The organism is Streptomyces sp. D2-8 (assembly GCF_023184515.1).
Lineage (GTDB): Bacteria > Actinomycetota > Actinomycetes > Streptomycetales > Streptomycetaceae > Streptomyces.
In genome coordinates this window covers 526,422-541,681 of the sequence record NZ_JAAHBP010000003.1, presented here as the reverse complement: position 1 = coordinate 541,681, position 15,260 = coordinate 526,422, and the positions used below count along the sequence as shown (strand labels likewise).

Below are 15,260 nucleotides of genomic sequence, written 5' to 3'. Positions count from 1 at the left end.
GCCCCTACGCCACCAGCACCGTGTGCGTCCAAGCCGGCGCGGCCGTCTCCTGCGGCTGTGCCGAGCGGGCGAGCGCGCGGCGGTCGGGGCTGCTGCCCGATGGGACGGGGGCCCGTACCTCGACCTCCGCGATCAGGCCGCGGGCCGTCGCCACCCGCCACAGGGAGGCGAGCAGCGTGTCCTCGCCGACGTACGCGGGGACCGTGGTGGCCGTGCCGCCACTGAGCCGGTAGCCGATCCGCACCGGCTGGACGGGAACCCCGGCGTCCAGGGCGGCCTGGAAGACGGCCCGGCGGAAGGTCCCCTGGGCCCGGCCGCACCACGTGCTGCCCTCGGGGAAGGCCGCGACCGCGGCGCCCTCGCGCAGCGCCCCGGCGATCCGGGCGACCGTGTCGGGGAGGGTGCGCAGCCGGTCCCGGTCGATGAACAGGGTTCCGCCGCGCGCGGCCAGCGCACCGGCGACGGGCCAGCGCCGTACCTCGGTCTTGGCCAGCATCCGAGCGGGACGTACGGCGGCGAGCAGTGGGATGTCCAGCCAGGAGATGTGGTTGGCGACCAGCAGCAGTCCGCCGGTGGGGGCGGCGGCACCGGTGATACGGACCCGGACCCCCGCGGCCCGCACGATCCACCGGCACCAGCGCCGCACCAGGGGTGCCGGTATCCGGGCGCCGAAGGGCGTCAGCGCGATCCCCGCGAGAAGCAGCAGGAGGACCGCGGTGAGCCGCAGCACGGCCCGCGGCACGGCCCGCGCCCGCACGGCCGCCGGCGCCTCGACACAGGCCTGCGGCGTGCAGGGCGCGGTGGGCAGCCAGGCGCTCATCAGGCCGGGACGAGGGAGAGGAAGTGGCGCAGGTAGCGCGCGTTGACGCGGCTCATGGGCAGCAGGACGTACAGGTCGGCGACGCCGAAGTCCGGGTCGTGGGCCGGTTCGCCGCACACCCAGGCACCGAGGCGCAGGTAGCCGCGCAGCAGGGCGGGCAGTTCGCCGCGGGCGGCGGGCGCGGGACCCGGCGTCCACGGCAGCAGCGGCTTCACCCGGAACTCCTCCGGCGAGAGGTGCTTGTCGCTCACCCGGTCCCAGGTGGCGGACGCGAGGGTGCCGCCGTCGGCGAGCGGGACGGAGCAGCAGCCGGCGAGCCACTCGTGGCCGCGGTCGACCATGTAGCGGGCGATGCCCGCCCAGATGAGGCCGATGACCGCGCCGTCGCGGTGGTCGGGGTGCACACAGGAGCGGCCGACCTCGACGAGCTGCGGCCGGATCCCGTCCAGCGCGGTCAGATCGAACTCGCCCTCGGAGTACAGCCGCCCGGCGACCGCCGCGCGCTCCGGCGGCAGCAGCCGGTAGGTGCCGACGACCTGGCCGGTCGTCTCCTCCCGTACGAGCAGGTGGTCGCAGTACGCGTCGAACGAGTCGACGTCGAGGCCCGGCTGCGGGCCGGCCAGCAGGGCGCCCATCTCCCCGGCGAAGACATCGTGCCGCAGCCGCTGGGCGGCACGCACGTCCTCCTCGTTCCGGGCGAGGGCGACGGTGTAGCGGGTGGGGGGCGCGGGCTGCGCGGGGCGGTCGACGGTCAGTACGCCGGTCATGGCTCTCTCCTGGTCACGGGCCGGTCGGTGAGGCGGGGCGCTGAGCGGTGTCGTGCGGTCCTTCGCCTCTGTTCTTCCGATGCCGGCTGACCTTCGCGTGTCATGTGCAGAGAGAACGGGTGTGGGGTTGCTGAACGGCTCGCGCCCACCGGAGCGGCCCGGATGGCCTAGCCGGACACGCGCGCACCGGCTCCGGCGGCAAGAGTGAACCGCATGACAGAACCCGGAGCCGGCGAGCGACGACGTAGTGACTCGGCCACGTCCACCAAGCGCCGACGCGCCGTGCGCGGTGCCGGGGAGGCCGCCCGAAGCGCCGCCGAGGCGCTGACGGAGCTGATCAGCCACCGCCTCGAAGGGGTTTCCGCGGTGTGCCGGGGCGAGGACGACGGCTGGATCGTCGACGTGGACGTACTCGAACTGGCGCGCATCCCCGACACCACCAGCCTGCTCGCGACGTACCGGGTGGAACTGGACTCGGCGGGCGAGCTCGTGCAGTACCGCCGGATCGCGCGCTTCCGGCGCGGCGCCCAGGACCAGTGACCGGACCGTCGCAACCGCTGACCGGAAGGACCGCCGCATGACCGTCTACAGCGACGAGATCGTCTGTTCCCCCCGCGCCGGAACCCTCTACGACGTGCTGGAGCTGATTCTCGACCGCGGCATGGTGATCGACGTCTTCGTGCGCGTCTCGCTGGTCGGGATCGAGATCATCAAGATCGACGCGCGCATCGTGGTCGCCAGCGTCGACACGTACCTACGCTTCGCGGAGGCGTGCAACCGCCTGGATCTCGAGAACGACCCCCGCTCCAAGACCGTGCCCGAGCTGTTCGGCGGGCCGGTCTCCAAGGCCGTCGGCAAGGCGGGCGCCAAGCGTGCCGCCGGTTCCCTGACCGACAAGGTGCGCGACTTCCTCACCCCGGAGGACGACACCGAGGACGACGTGGACGCCGACGAGGCCGACGCCCGCACCGAGCGCGCCGCGCGGCCGGCCCGCAAGCGCCGCAGTGACGACGACCGCCCGCGGCCCCGGCGCCGCAAGGCCGAGGAGGAATGACCGTGACGGCCACCACCGACCTCACCACCGCCGGCACGCTCGGCGCCCTGTACGTCTATGGCATCGCCCCGGCGGGCGTCCGGCCCCCGAAGGCGCCCGGGGTGGACGGCGCGGCGGTGCGGCTGCTGACCGAGGACGGGCTCTGCGCGGCCGTCTCGGACGCACCGGAGTCCGTCCGGGCGCGGCGACGCGATCTGATGGCCCATCAGGCGGTGCTCGGCGAACTCGCCGCGCAGGGCCCCGTCCTGCCCATGCGGTTCGCCGTCCTGACTCCCGAGGCGGAGTCGCTGCGCGGGCAACTGCGCACCGACCGAGCCCGCTTGGCGGCACAGCTCGACGTGGTACGGGGCTGCGTCGAGATGAACGTGAAGGGCGCCGTCGTGCACGGGTACTTCGCCGACCTCGTACGCCGGGACGACGCCCTGCGCACGCTCGCCCGCCAGACCCGGCACCGCCCCGGCTACGAGGCGAACGTGCGGCTGGGCGAGGCGCTGGCCCGGGGCGTCGCGCGCGAGGCCCGGGGCGCGGCACGGGAGGTGCTGGCCCGCCTGGCCCCGCTCGCCGTGCGCACGGCGCAGGGACCCGTCGACGACGAGCAGGTGCTGAGCACGTCGTTCCTGGTGCGTTCCGCCGACGAACAGCGCTTCCGACAGGCCGTGGCCGCGCAGGCACGCGACGTCGGGGACAGGCTGGCCCTGAGTGTGACCGGTCCGCTGCCGTGCTACAGCTTCGTCGACGCGCAGTCCGCCACGGCGGGCCGGTGACACGGTGGGACTCGTGAGCGGGCTCCTGCTGCTGCCACTGGCCCCGTTGCGCGGCACGCTCTGGGTCGCCGACCACCTGCTCCAGGAGGCCGAACGCCAGACCGGCGACCCCCGTGCGGTGCAGGCACGCCTGGCGGCACTCAACCGGGCCTTGGAGGAGGGCGCCATCGACGAGGAGGCCTTCGAGGAAGAGGAGGAGCGGTTGCTCGCCCGGCTCGACAGTCCCGTGCGGTACGCCGGCCGTCCGCACCGCGGGGGTGTTTCGTGACCGACGTCGGCACCTGGCCCGCGGGCCCGGGAGCGGAGCCGGTCGGGCCGCCCACCGGCAGCCTCGCGGACCTCCTCGAACGCGTTCTGGACAAAGGCATCGTCATCGCGGGCGACATCAAGATCGACCTGCTCGACATCGAACTGCTCACCATCCGTCTGCGCCTGTTCATCGCCTCGGTCGAGACCGCCAAGAAGGCGGGCATCGACTGGTGGGAGACGGACCCGGCGCTGTCCTCGCGCGCCGCACGGGACGCCCTCGCCGAGGAGAACGCGCGGCTGCGGGCCCGTCTGGAGGCCCTGGCGGAAGCCGACCCCGACACCGCGGAGGTGGTCCGATGAGCACGGCCGGGGCCGGCCGGGCGCCCGCGACGGAACCGGGCGTGCCGCGCCCCACCGTCACCTGTGTGTTCGCCGTGACGGACACGCCTGTGCCGGACGAGGTGCTCTCGGTGACGCCGGGCCATGACGGCGGCGGACCGCTGCGGGTCCTGGCCGCGGGCCCGCTTCACCTGATCGTGCAGGACGTTCCCGCGGCGGCCTTCGGCGAGGAGGCGCTCGCCGAGCGGCTCAACCGGCCCGAGGAGCTGGAGCGTTGCGTCCGCGCCCACCACCGGGGCGTGGAGGCGGCCGCGAGCGCGGGCCCCGTCGTGCCCCTGCCGATGCCGACGCTGTATCTGGACGACCGCAACGCGGTACGGGCCGTGACCGCCCGGGAGAAGTCCCTGTGCGCCCTGCTGGACCGGCTGCGCAACCGCACCGAGTGGGCGGTGAAGGTGCACGGCCCCACCACCGAGCGCGGGCCCGGTGGCGCCGGGGACGGACCGGCCGACGGGCGCTCGTACCTGCGCCGGGCGAGCGCCCGGCGGCGCGCCGAGCGCGAGACGCGCGAGCACGCCCTGGCGCAGGCCCACGCCGTCGACGGGGAGTTGCGGCGGTACGCCGTCGCCGCGACGCGGCACCGGCCGCAGAGCGAGCAGCTGACCGGCAGGAGCGTCCCGCAACTGCTCAACGTGGCCTATCTGGTCGACGACGGACAGCGCGCCGAGTTCGTCCGGGCCGTCGGCGAACTGTCCCGCGACGCCCACCGTACGGCCGTGGAGGTCACCATGTCAGGGCCATGGATCCCGTACTCCTTCGCCCGGTCGGACGGGGCGGAGTGCGCAGCGCACCAGGAGGTCCGGGCATGACCGTACCGGTCGCCGGAGGTGTCGGCCGCACGGCGGTGCCGTGGGACGGCCCGGAGCCGTACGCGCCCATCGGCGTGCCGCTCGTCGACCTGCTCGACCGCGTGCTGGCGACCGGCGTCGTGGTCAGCGGTGACCTCGTACTGGCCATCGCCGACGTGCCGTTGGTACGGATCTCCCTGCACGCCCTGCTGGCGTCGGTCAGCGACCGGGTGCCCGCGCCCTGGTCGGACAGCGGGCCGCTGTGACCGCGCCGCGCACCCACTCGCTGGACCTCGATCCCGAGCGCGTCACGAACGACCTGGCGGCCCTGGTCCTGACGGTGGTGGAACTCCTGCGGCAGCTCATGGAACGCCAGGCGGTGCGCCGTTTCGACGAGGGGACGCTCAGCGCCGAGCAGGAGGACCGGCTCGGTACCGCGCTGATGCTGCTGGACGAGCGCATGGACGAGCTGTGCGCACAGCACGGGCTGCGGCGCAGCGACCTCAACCTTGACCTCGGCCCGCTGGGTCCGCTGCTGGCCGATCCCGGCCCATGACGGACAGACGCGAGACGGGGCCGGGAGAGCACCACTCCCGGCCCCGCCCGTCCGCACCTGCCGGCGAACGTTCACTGCACCCCCTGGGGGCGCGGGGAACTGCGGAGCCGGCCACGGACCACCGGCAGCCGCCGAACAACCGTCCCCGCGACGGCGCTACCGCTTCACCTTCCGCGCAGCCCGCAACCACTCCTTGTTCATGCTGGTGATGGACATCAACGGGATCCCCTTCGGGCAGGCCGTGGCGCACTCGCCCGCGAGCGTGCACCCCCCGAACCCCTCCTCGTCCATCTGCTCCACCATGTCCAGCACCCGCGTCTCCCGCTCGGGCGCCCCCTGCGGCAGCACGTTCAGATGGTTGATCTTGGCGGAGGTGAACAGCATCGCCGCCCCGTTCGGGCAGGCCGCCACGCACGCCCCGCACCCGATGCACTCGGCGTGCTCGAAGGCGAAGTCGGCATCCGGCTTCGGCACCGGCGTGGCGTGTGCCTCGGGGGCCGCGCCGGTCGGCGCGGTGATGTATCCGCCGGCCTGGATGATCCGGTCGAACGCCGACCGGTCCACGACCAGATCCTTGATCACCGGGAACGCCGACGCCCGCCACGGCTCCACATCGATCGTGTCGCCGTCCTCGAACGACCGCATGTGCAACTGACAGGTGGTGGTCCGCTCGGGACCATGCGCGTCGCCGTTGATGACCAGCGAGCACGCGCCGCAGATGCCCTCGCGGCAGTCGTGGTCGAAGGCCACCGGGTCCTCACCCCGCAGGATGAGCTCCTCGTTGAGGGTGTCGAGCATCTCCAGGAAGGACATGTCGGGTGAGATCCCGTCCACCTCGTACGTGGACATCGTGCCGTCGGCGTCGGCGTTGCGCTGCCGCCAGACGCGCAGGGTGAGCTTCATGCGTAGCTCCGCTGGGTGGGGTGGACGTACTCGAAGACCAGGTCTTCCTTGTGCAGGACGGGAGCCTCGCCGGTGCCGGTGAACTCCCAGGCGGCCGCGTACCCGAACTCCTCGTCCCTGCGGGCGGCCTCGCCGTCGGGCGTCTGGGACTCCTCGCGGAAGTGGCCGCCGCAGGACTCCTCGCGGTGCAGCGCGTCGAGGCACATCAGCTCGGCGAGCTCCAGGTAGTCGACGACGCGGTTGGCCTTCTCCAGCGACTGGTTGAACTCCTCGCCGGTGCCGGGCACCTTGATGCGCCGCCAGAACTCCTCGCGGATCTGCGGGATGCGCTCCAGCGCCTTGCGCAGCCCGGAGTCGGTGCGGGCCATGCCGCAGAACTCCCACATGAGTTCGCCGACCTCGCGGTGGAAGGAGTCGGGGGTGCGGTCTCCGTCCACGGACAGCAGCAGGTTGAGCCGGTCCCGGGTGTCGGCCAGCACCTCCTGGACGACGGGGTGTTCGTCGGTCACCGCGTCGTGGTGCGGGTTGCGGGCCAGGTAGTCGTTGATGGTCGAGGGGAGGACGAAGTAGCCGTCCGCGAGTCCCTGCATCAGCGCGGAGGCGCCGAGCCGGTTGGCGCCGTGGTCGGAGAAGTTGGCCTCGCCGATCGCGAACAGCCCGGGGACGGTGGTCTGGAGGTCGTAGTCGACCCACAGGCCGCCCATCGTGTAGTGCACGGCGGGGTAGATCCGCATCGGCACCTGGTACGGATCCTCGTCGGTGATCCGCTGGTACATGTCGAAGAGGTTGCCGTACTTGGCCTCGACGGCTCTCCGGCCCATGCGCTCGATGGCGTCGGCGAAGTCGAGATAGACGCCCTGCCCGCCCGGCCCCACTCCGCGGCCCTCGTCGCAGACGTTCTTCGCGGCGCGGGAGGCGATGTCCCGCGGGACGAGGTTGCCGAAGGACGGGTAGATGCGCTCCAGGTAGTAGTCGCGCTCGTCCTCGGGGATCTCGTTCGGGGGCCGCTGGTCGCCCTTGGCCTTCGGCACCCAGATCCGCCCGTCGTTGCGCAGCGACTCGCTCATCAGCGTCAGCTTGGACTGGTGGTCGCCGGTGCGCGGGATACAGGTGGGGTGGATCTGGGTGAAGCAGGGGTTGGCGAAGTACGCGCCGCGCCGGTGGGCCCGCCAGACGGCGGTGGCGTTGGAGTTCATGGCGTTCGTCGACAGGTAGAAGACGTTGCCGTAGCCGCCGGAGGCGAGCACGACGGCGTCCGCGAAGTAAGTGTCGATCTTCCCCGTGACCAGGTCCCGGGCCACGATCCCGCGTGCCCGCCCGTCCACGACGATCAGGTCGAGCATCTCGGTCCGCGGGTGCATCTCGATGTTCCCGGCGGCGATCTGCCGGCTGAGGGCCTGGTAGGCGCCGAGGAGAAGCTGCTGGCCCGTCTGGCCGCGGGCGTAGAAGGTGCGCGAGACCTGCACACCGCCGAAGGACCGGGTGTCGAGCAGCCCGCCGTACTCACGGGCGAAGGGCACGCCCTGGGCCACGCACTGGTCGATGATCTCGACGGAGATCTGCGCGAGCCGGTGGACGTTGGACTCGCGGGCGCGGAAGTCGCCGCCCTTGACGGTGTCGTAGAACAGGCGGTGGATGGAGTCGCCGTCGTTGCGGTAGTCCTTCGCCGCGTTGATGCCGCCTTGCGCGGCGATGGAGTGGGCGCGGCGGGGCGAGTCCTGGTAGCAGAACTGGACGACGTGGTAGCCCTGTTCGGCGAGCGTGGCCCCGGCGGAGCCGCCGGCGAGGCCGGTGCCGACGACGATCACGGTGTGCTTGCGCCGGTTGGCGGGGTTGACCAGCTTGGCCTCGAAGCGGCGCTTGTCCCAGCGCTCGTTGATCGGCCCGGACGGGGCCTTGGTGTCGACGACCGGCTCACCGGTCGCGTAGGCCGTGTACTCGCGGTAGGAAGTCATCTTCAGCTCACCACTCCGGTCATGACGCCCACGGGTACGGCGATGAAACCGGCCGTGAGCAGCAGCGCGAGGACGTCTGCGACGGTCTTCAGGGCGCGGTCGCGGGTGCGGCTGCCGACGCCGAGGGTCTGGGCCGCGCTCCAGAAGCCGTGCCGGATGTGCAGGCCGAGCGCGAGCATCGCGACGATGTAGACGGCGTTGCCGTACCAGGTGGAGAAGGTGTCCACGACGTTCTGGTAGGGGTGGCCCTCCTGGAAGCCGCCGGAGTGCACGGTGCCGGTCGTCAGGTCGAGGATGTGCCAGACGATGAACAGACCGAGGATGATGCCGCCCCAGCGCATGGTGCGCGTCGCATAGCTCGCCCGTGCCCTTTTGTGCACGTACTTGCTGGGCCGTGCCCTGATGTCGCGGCGGCTGAGCTGGTACGCCGAGGTGGCGTGCGCGACGACGGCGACGACCAGTACGACCCGGACGAGCCAGAGCGTCCACTCGTAGTGCATGAACGGCTCGCCGACGGTGCGCAGCCAGTGCGCGTAGTGGTTGAACTCGCCTGCCCCGAAGAAGATCTTCAGGTTTCCGATCATGTGGACGACCAGGTACAGCAGCATGATCAGACCGCTGACCGCCATCACGGTCTTCTTGCCGACGGTGGAGTCCCACACGGTGCGTGCGAGGGACGGCCGCCGGTCCGTCCGCGTTGCCAGAGCCATGGAACAGCACGCTACGGACGTGCGGCCGATCGGTCCAAGACATGGTCCGGCTTGAATCCATAGGCTGGAGCTATCGTGGGTGCATGCAGTTCCAGCAGCTCCAGTACTTCGTGGCCGTCGCCGAGACCCGGCACTTCACCCGGGCCGCCGATCTGGTCCATGTCGCGCAGCCCTCGCTGTCGCAGCAGATCAAGGCGCTGGAGCGGGAGCTGGGCGCGGATCTGTTCCTGCGCGCCCGGGGCAACATCACGCTCACGGACGCCGGGGAGGCGCTCCTCCCGCTGGCCCGGCGCATCCTGGCCGACGCGGATACGGCCCGGCACGAGGTGCAGGAACTGGCGCAGCTGCGCAGCGGCCGGGTGCGGCTGGGGGCGACGCCGAGTCTGTGCACGGGTCTGCTGCCGGATGTGCTGCGCGCCTTCCACGACCGCTACCCCGGGATCCGGCTGCTGATCGAGGAGGGCGGCTCCCACGACCTGGTGCGGGAGCTGGCGCGCGGGGCGCTGGATCTGGCGCTGGTGGTGCTGCCGCTGCCGACGCCGTCTCCCGCGCTGACCACGGTGGAGCTGCTGCGGGAGGATCTCGTCGTGGTCTCCTCACCGGATGCCCCACGCCCCGGCCGGGGGCGGCGTACCGTGCGGGTCTCCGACCTGGAGGGTGAGCGGCTGGTGATGTTCCGGCACGGGTACGACCTGCGGGAGCTGACCGTGGCGGCGTGCCGGGCCGAGGGGTTCGAACCCGACTTCGCGGTGGAGGGCGGGGAGATGGACGCGGTGCTGGGTTTTGTGCGGGCCGGGCTGGGGGTTGCCGTCGTACCGCGGATGGTGGCGGCGAGGTCGGGTCCTGGTCTGCGGGTGACTCCGCTGGCCAGACCCGGCCTCCACCGCACGATTGCGCTGGCGCATCGTAGTGATGTGGCTCCGCCTCGGGCCGCTCGGGAGTTGCAGCGGATGTTGCTGGAGCGCTGACTGTTCCGGAGCGCCGCTGGATGGGAGCGCCGTTGGAGGGGAGCGCCGCTCGGGGGTGCGGGTGCGTTGTGGTGGTGCGCGCCCACGCGGCGGAGCCGCATATCGAGTACAGCCCCGCGCCCCCGAGAAGGCCCCTTCAGCCCGTCGCGTCCACCAACGCCAGTTCGTGCAGCCGCTCAGGGGGGCCCGGCCTCGCGTAGTACCAGCCCTGGGCCGTGTCGCAGCCGAGTATGCGGAGTTGTTCGGCCTGCGCCCCCGTCTCCACGCCCTCCACCGTCACCGCGAGGTCCAGGCTGTGCGCCAGCGAGACGATCCCCTCGACGATCTTCAGGTCGACGGGGTCCGCGGGGAACTGCTGCATGCTCTGGGTGAAGGACCGGTCCAGCTTCAGGATGCTGACCGGCAGCCGGCGCAGGTTGGCGAGGTTGGAGTACCCCGTCCCGAAGTCGTCCAGCGCGATGTCGACGCCCATCTCCGCCAGCCGCCGCAGCGGCTTCAGCAGATCGTCGTCCGCCCCGATCAGCGCCGACTCCGTGACCTCCAGGCACAGCGCGTCCGGCGCGACGCCCGTGCGCTCCAGGATGTCGACCGTGTCCTGCACCAGCCCGGGATGCGTCAGCTGGCACGGCGACAGGTTCACGTTGATCCGCAGCGGCCCCGCGTCAGCACCCCCGTGCAGTTCCCGCCACTCCCGTGCCTGCCGCACCGACTGCTCCAGCACCCAGCGCCCCAGCGGCACGATGAGCCCCGTGTGCTCCGCGAGCGGGATGAACCGGTCCGGCCCGAGCACGCCGTGCTGCGGATGCAGCCAGCGCACCAGGGCCTCGGCGCCCCGGACGCTGCCGTCGCCGAGATGCACCAGCGGCTGGTACTCGATGAAGAACTCGCCCCGCTCCAGCGCCGTCGGCAGCGCCGTCGTCAGGCCGTGCCGCGTGATGGCCCGGGCGTCCGCCTCCGGGTCGGCGAGCTCGAAGCGGTTGCCGCCCGCCGACTTGGCCCGGTACATGGTGATGTCCGCGCTGCGCAGCACCTCCGCCGGGCTGCGTTCCCCGGCCGGGCCCTCGACGATGCCGATGCTGCCGCGCACGGTCAGCTCCCGGCCGTCGACACTGATCGGCGCGAGCAGCGCGTTCATGATGCGGCCGGCCAGTTCGTCGACCTGGCGTTGGGTGTCGGGTCCGGTGGTCAGCGCCACGAACTCGTCGCCGCCGAGCCGGGCGACCATCTCGCCGGGCGCCGTGGTGCAGGACTGCAGCCGGTCGGCGACCTCCACCAGCAGCCGGTCGCCGGCCGCGTGGCCGAGGCTGTCGTTGATGGTCTTGAAGCCGTCGAGGTCCAGGTAGCACAGCCCGAACCGCTGGCCTTCCCCGGCGCCCAGTGCCTTCTCCAGGCGCTCGAAGAAGAACGTGCGGTTCGGCAGCCCGGTCAGCGCGTCGTGCGTGGCCTCGTAGCGAAGCCGCAGGTTGAGCAGCCGCCGCTCGGTGGTGTCCTCCATGAGGGCGAGCTGGTACTGCGGATCGCCGTCGGCGTCCCGCAGCAGCGAGACCGTCAGGTTGGTCCACAGGACGGTGCCGTCAGGGCGGTAGAACGCCTTCTCCAGGTGGTAGTGCTCCCGCTCGCCCCGCACGAGTTCGTCGTAGAGCCGCCAGGTCTGCGGAGCGTCGTCGGGGTGGGTCCAGTCCCGGACGTTGCGGCTGCGCAGCGTCTGCTCGGAGACCCCGAACATGCGCAGCAGCGCGCCGTTGACCTGCAGTATGTTGCCCTCGAGGTCGGCCATGCCGATTCCTATGGCCGCACCCTCGAAGACGGCGCGGAAGCGCGCCTCGCTCGCGTGCAGGGCCTGCGCCACCACACCCTGCGCCTGGAGGGCGGCCTGTGCGATGGACTCCTGCTCGGCCAGGGTCCGTTCGCGCAGCTCCCGCGCGAATCCGGCGGCCATCGCGTGCTGCAGCCGCGAACACCGCGCCCGCAGGTCCTCCTGGTCGCCGTCGCCGCCGCAGTACAGGACCAGGTAGGCGTCGACGCAGTCCAGGGTGCGGCTGAGCGCCTCCGGGTCGGTGCAGTGCGCGTCCACGAGGGCGGCGCCGACCGCCCTGCCCGCGTCGGAGTCGAAGGCCCGGGCCAGCAGTGCCTCGCTCAGCCGCCGGGCCAGCGGCAGCAGTTGGGCCTCGAACTCGGGGCGGGTCGACGACGTCGAGGTCACCGGGAAGACGGCCCGGCTCCAGATCGTCGCGAACCGGCGCAGTCTGCCCTCCGGCCCGTCCGGTTCCGCGATCACGCCGTACGCCCCACGCCCGCGAACCCGGAGAACGCATACGGATCCTCGTCCTCCGGTGCGGTGTCGGGCCGCCAGCACGGCATCGCCACCAGTCCGGGTTCCACCATGTCGTACCCCTCGAAGAACCGCGCGATCTCCTCGCGCGAGCGCATGATCAGCGGGGTGCGGATGTCCTCGTACACGTCCACCGCACCCCCGGCCCGCTCCGGCGGCAGCGGGATCCCCTCGTAGGAGGCGTGGGTGAGCACGAGCAGGCTGCCGGGCGCGAGCGCCTCGCCCAGCTCGGCCACGGCCCCGTACGGGTCGTCCTCGTCTTCCACGAAGTGCAGTATGGCAACGAGGAGCAGAGCCACTGGCTGATTCAGGTCGATCAGCCGCTCCACCTCGGGGCTGCGCAGGATCTCCTGGGGCTTGCGCAGGTCCGCGGCGACGACGCCCGCGTCGTCGTTGCCCGCCAGAACCGCCTGGCTGTGCGCGACCGCCACCGGATCGTGGTCGACGTACACCACGCGCGCCCCGGGGCGGGCGGTCTGCGCCACCTCGTGCACGTTGCCGAAGGTGGGGATGCCGGAGCCGATGTCCAGGAACTGGGAGATGCCCTGGCCGGCCGCGTAGCGCACGGCGCGGCGCATGAAAGCGCGGTTGGCCTGCATGATCTTGGGGAGTCCCGGCATGAACTCCATGGCCCTGCGGGCCGCTTCCCGGTCGACCTCGAAGTTGTGCGACCCGCCCAGATAGTAGTCGTACATCCGGGAAACGCTGGGCACCGAGATGTCGATGCTCCGTGGGGCCCAGGCGGGACGCTCCATCTATCTCTCCAAGGCGTAGGCGATCCGGTGTTCGAGCAGAGGCTACTGATCGCCCGCCAATGGAGCGACCCGAAACGGAAATTGACCATCCGTTCCCGGTCACTGCCTGCGGCACGTGCCGAATTGATACCCCTCCGCATACCCTTCGAACATATGACGAACAGTGCCCGAGGCGTTCCGGAGAGTTCCGTCTCGGAAGGGGAAGAGTGTTGAGAATTTGATGAGTTCAGGTGAAGCACGGCAAAACGGTCCGCCCCTCCGTGGAGCACGGAGGGGCGGACCGGGTCTGCGCTTCGGGTGGACGAGACGATCAACCCTGGGGAGGTTTCTCTACTTCTCCGAGGCGCCGACCGGCTTCCCGTCGGGGCGGATGGCGTACCAGGTGCCGCCGACACCCTGGCCGTTGGTGTCACCGGCCTTCTTGTCGCCCGCGAAGGTGTAGATCGGGATGCAGTCGATGGTCTGCTGCTTGATGCCGTCAGGGCGGTCGAAGACGACGTAGCCCCGGTTGGGCGTGGACCCCTGAAGGTCGATCCCCTTGGTGTCCTTCTCGTCGACCGGTGCGATGACCGGCCACTTCTCCAGGCAGTCCCCCGTGCACGCGGTCTTCATCGGCCACTGCGAGTCCTTCATGAACCGGTAGACCGTCATGCCGTTCTTGTCGATGACGATCTCGCCCAGCTTGGGGTCGTTGCGGGTGGACAGCCCGGGCAGCGCCTCGGCACCGCCACCGGCCGCGCCCCCCTGCGCCTTCTTGCCGTCGGGGGCGAGCGCGTACCACTTGCCGCCCACTCCCTGGCCCTTGACGTCACCGGCGTTGACGTCCTTGGCGTAACGGTAGGCGGGCCAGCCGCCGACCGTGAGCTGCTTGGTGCCGTCGGCCCGGGTGACCGAGCCGAGCAGCGCCTTGTCGATGCCCTCACCGGCCTCGGCGTCGTCGGCCGGGACCGGCGGCCAGGTCTTGGCGCAGTCGCCGTCGCAGTTCGACTTGGGCGGCTGTTCGGTGTCCTGGTCGAACCGGTACAGGGTGAGGCCGAGACTGTCGGTGACCACCTTGCCGACCTTCTCGGCGGTGGAGACGGACAGCTTGCCGGCGGGGTTGGACGGGCTGGAGGCGCTCGGCGCGGCCGGCTGGGTGGCCGCGGTGCCGCCCGCCGCGCTCCCGGCGCCCGCACCGATGCTTCCGTAGTCCCCGGGCGCGGCCGTGGCGCCCACGTTCTGGCTGGCCGCCGGTGGGCTGTCCTGACCGCACGCCGTCGTCAGCGCCAGGACCGCCGCGGCGCTCGCCACGAGTGAGGCGCTCCGCCAGGAGGTCTTCATCGTCAACTCCCCATAATCGCAAGGGTGTTGCAGCGCCCTACTGCGCCGCCGCACGGCCATGAGTACGCACGGGAGCAGCTCTTGTGTTCAACCGTCGGCCAAATTTCTTTCCGGAACCTGCGACGAGCCCCGCGCGCCGTCGTACACACGTGCACGCCGAGCACCCTGCGGGCGACCGCCGATCAAACCGGCGGCACCCGGATATCCTTCGTTCGGGGCAATCCCCTTGCGCCCCGGCACGTCCGGGCGACACAGGGCTCATGATCTTCGTCGTGCATGGACCCCTCTCGACTCAACCCGCCCTTGCGGCACGGGCCTTGGCGGCGGCGACGCTGACCTGGGCGCTCGTCGGCGCACCGGCCGGGGTCGCGGTGGCCGACGCCTGCGCGTATGCCTCGACGGGGCCGGACGGCACCGAGGCGGTGGCGTACGCGGGAAGCAAGAAGACCTGGCCGACCAAGCCGCCGTGCCCGGCACCACCCACACCGAGCCTCTCCCCCACGCCGACCCCGACCCCGAGTCCGCCGCCGCCCAAGCCGACGCCCCCGCCGACGCCGACGCCGGACCCGCCGCCACCGAAGCCCCCGCCCCCGAAGCCGGCCCCCACCGCCAGGCCGGAGCCGCCGGCTCCTGCGCCGCCGCCCGTGCCACGCCCGGCGCCACCCCCGCCCCGGACGGCTCCGCGGCCCGCGCCGCCGTCGCCCGCTCCCCCGGCACCGGCGCCGACACCGGCACCGGCACCGCCGGCCACCCCCGCGCCGCCGCCGTCCGCGGCACCCGTGCACTACCCGCGCTACCGCGCCGCGCCGCCGCGGCCACGCCGGGCGAACGGCACGCTGTCGCCGCTCACCTTCGTCCTGCTCGTCACGGTGCCCGCAGTGGTGGCCGTCGCCGCGCTGCGCGCGCGCTGATCCGTGAAG

At 72.0% G+C, this 15,260-nt stretch carries 19 protein-coding genes; 10 read left to right on the top strand and 9 right to left on the bottom strand.

All coding sequences use genetic code 11. From position 1 onward, the window contains the following. Nucleotides 1-4 precede the first annotated feature (4 nt). Both G3I77_RS08800 and G3I77_RS08795 read right to left on the bottom strand, forming a co-directional pair. Entirely contained in the window at nucleotides 5-820 is an 816-nt protein-coding gene (locus tag G3I77_RS08800; RefSeq protein WP_248502055.1) for a 1-acyl-sn-glycerol-3-phosphate acyltransferase, read from the bottom strand. After that, complete coding sequence (locus G3I77_RS08795) at nucleotides 820-1,587, bottom strand: GNAT family N-acetyltransferase (RefSeq protein WP_248502054.1); 768 nt, start codon at nucleotides 1,585-1,587, stop codon at nucleotides 820-822. Before G3I77_RS08795 ends, G3I77_RS08800 begins: the two co-directional genes overlap by 1 nt. Before the next feature lie 213 nt (nucleotides 1,588-1,800). Here G3I77_RS08795 and G3I77_RS08790 point away from each other — a divergent pair, with 213 nt between their 5' ends. The 8 genes from G3I77_RS08790 to G3I77_RS08755 are packed head-to-tail and all read left to right on the top strand — an operon-like array spanning nucleotide 1,801 to nucleotide 5,397. Continuing rightward, a complete protein-coding gene (locus G3I77_RS08790) occupies nucleotides 1,801-2,127 on the top strand; it encodes a gas vesicle protein (RefSeq protein ID WP_248502053.1) in 327 nt (108 codons plus the stop codon). A 37-nt stretch (nucleotides 2,128-2,164) separates the two neighbouring features. Continuing rightward, nucleotides 2,165-2,641: a gas vesicle structural protein GvpA gene (locus G3I77_RS08785; RefSeq protein ID WP_248502052.1), complete on the top strand. Its 477-nt coding sequence runs from the start codon at nucleotides 2,165-2,167 to the stop codon at nucleotides 2,639-2,641. Then, complete coding sequence (locus tag G3I77_RS08780) at nucleotides 2,638-3,405, top strand: GvpL/GvpF family gas vesicle protein (RefSeq protein ID WP_248502051.1); 768 nt, start codon at nucleotides 2,638-2,640, stop codon at nucleotides 3,403-3,405. The genes G3I77_RS08785 and G3I77_RS08780 overlap by 4 nt, the downstream gene beginning before the upstream one ends. Before the next feature lie 4 nt (nucleotides 3,406-3,409). Next, nucleotides 3,410-3,673 carry a gas vesicle protein GvpG gene (locus G3I77_RS08775; protein WP_248502050.1) on the top strand — a complete coding sequence of 88 codons (264 nt, stop codon included), beginning with the start codon at nucleotides 3,410-3,412 and terminating at the stop codon, nucleotides 3,671-3,673. Then, complete coding sequence (locus G3I77_RS08770) at nucleotides 3,670-4,014, top strand: gas vesicle protein (RefSeq protein WP_248502049.1); 345 nt, start codon at nucleotides 3,670-3,672, stop codon at nucleotides 4,012-4,014. The genes G3I77_RS08775 and G3I77_RS08770 overlap by 4 nt, the downstream gene beginning before the upstream one ends. Beyond that, the gene (locus G3I77_RS08765; protein WP_248502048.1) at nucleotides 4,011-4,862 is read left to right on the top strand and encodes a GvpL/GvpF family gas vesicle protein; all 852 of its coding nucleotides are present in this window, start codon (nucleotides 4,011-4,013) and stop codon (nucleotides 4,860-4,862) included. The genes G3I77_RS08770 and G3I77_RS08765 overlap by 4 nt, the downstream gene beginning before the upstream one ends. Continuing rightward, complete coding sequence (locus G3I77_RS08760) at nucleotides 4,859-5,107, top strand: gas vesicle protein (protein ID WP_248502047.1); 249 nt, start codon at nucleotides 4,859-4,861, stop codon at nucleotides 5,105-5,107. Before G3I77_RS08765 ends, G3I77_RS08760 begins: the two co-directional genes overlap by 4 nt. After that, nucleotides 5,104-5,397, top strand: a complete 294-nt coding sequence (locus G3I77_RS08755) for a gas vesicle protein K (protein WP_248502046.1) — start codon at nucleotides 5,104-5,106, stop codon at nucleotides 5,395-5,397. The genes G3I77_RS08760 and G3I77_RS08755 overlap by 4 nt, the downstream gene beginning before the upstream one ends. Before the next feature lie 156 nt (nucleotides 5,398-5,553). On the opposite strand, the gene G3I77_RS08750 is transcribed toward G3I77_RS08755, so the two are convergent. The 3 genes from G3I77_RS08750 to G3I77_RS08740 are packed head-to-tail and all read right to left on the bottom strand — an operon-like array spanning nucleotide 5,554 to nucleotide 8,965. Continuing rightward, nucleotides 5,554-6,300, bottom strand: a complete 747-nt coding sequence (locus G3I77_RS08750; protein WP_248502045.1) for a succinate dehydrogenase/fumarate reductase iron-sulfur subunit — start codon at nucleotides 6,298-6,300, stop codon at nucleotides 5,554-5,556. Continuing rightward, nucleotides 6,297-8,255, bottom strand: coding sequence for a fumarate reductase/succinate dehydrogenase flavoprotein subunit (locus G3I77_RS08745; protein WP_248502044.1), 1,959 nt, complete (start codon nucleotides 8,253-8,255; stop codon nucleotides 6,297-6,299). The genes G3I77_RS08750 and G3I77_RS08745 overlap by 4 nt, the downstream gene beginning before the upstream one ends. A gap of 2 nt (nucleotides 8,256-8,257) precedes the next feature. Then, the gene (locus tag G3I77_RS08740; protein ID WP_248502043.1) at nucleotides 8,258-8,965 is read right to left on the bottom strand and encodes a succinate dehydrogenase; all 708 of its coding nucleotides are present in this window, start codon (nucleotides 8,963-8,965) and stop codon (nucleotides 8,258-8,260) included. An 83-nt stretch (nucleotides 8,966-9,048) separates the two neighbouring features. Between G3I77_RS08740 and G3I77_RS08735 the strand changes: the two genes are divergently transcribed. After that, on the top strand, nucleotides 9,049-9,933 hold the full coding sequence (locus G3I77_RS08735) for a LysR family transcriptional regulator (protein WP_248502042.1): 885 nt from the start codon (nucleotides 9,049-9,051) through the stop codon (nucleotides 9,931-9,933). A 136-nt stretch (nucleotides 9,934-10,069) separates the two neighbouring features. Here the strand turns inward: G3I77_RS08735 and G3I77_RS08730 are convergent, their stop codons facing one another. The 4 genes from G3I77_RS08730 to G3I77_RS08715 all read right to left on the bottom strand — a co-directional run bounded on the left by G3I77_RS08730 (nucleotide 10,070) and on the right by G3I77_RS08715 (nucleotide 15,091). Then, nucleotides 10,070-12,211, bottom strand: a complete 2,142-nt coding sequence (locus G3I77_RS08730) for an EAL domain-containing protein (RefSeq protein WP_248502041.1) — start codon at nucleotides 12,209-12,211, stop codon at nucleotides 10,070-10,072. Further along, on the bottom strand, nucleotides 12,208-13,020 hold the full coding sequence (locus G3I77_RS08725; RefSeq protein WP_248502040.1) for an SAM-dependent methyltransferase: 813 nt from the start codon (nucleotides 13,018-13,020) through the stop codon (nucleotides 12,208-12,210). Before G3I77_RS08725 ends, G3I77_RS08730 begins: the two co-directional genes overlap by 4 nt. A gap of 330 nt (nucleotides 13,021-13,350) precedes the next feature. Further along, entirely contained in the window at nucleotides 13,351-14,340 is a 990-nt protein-coding gene (locus G3I77_RS08720) for an SCO0930 family lipoprotein (RefSeq protein WP_248502039.1), read from the bottom strand. Nucleotides 14,341-14,632: 292 nt separating this feature from the next. After that, on the bottom strand, nucleotides 14,633-15,091 hold the full coding sequence (locus tag G3I77_RS08715) for a hypothetical protein (protein ID WP_248502038.1): 459 nt from the start codon (nucleotides 15,089-15,091) through the stop codon (nucleotides 14,633-14,635). Nucleotides 15,092-15,119: 28 nt separating this feature from the next. Here G3I77_RS08715 and G3I77_RS40620 point away from each other — a divergent pair, with 28 nt between their 5' ends. Continuing rightward, entirely contained in the window at nucleotides 15,120-15,251 is a 132-nt protein-coding gene (locus tag G3I77_RS40620; protein ID WP_282572662.1) for a hypothetical protein, read from the top strand. Nucleotides 15,252-15,260: the final 9 nt, after the last annotated feature.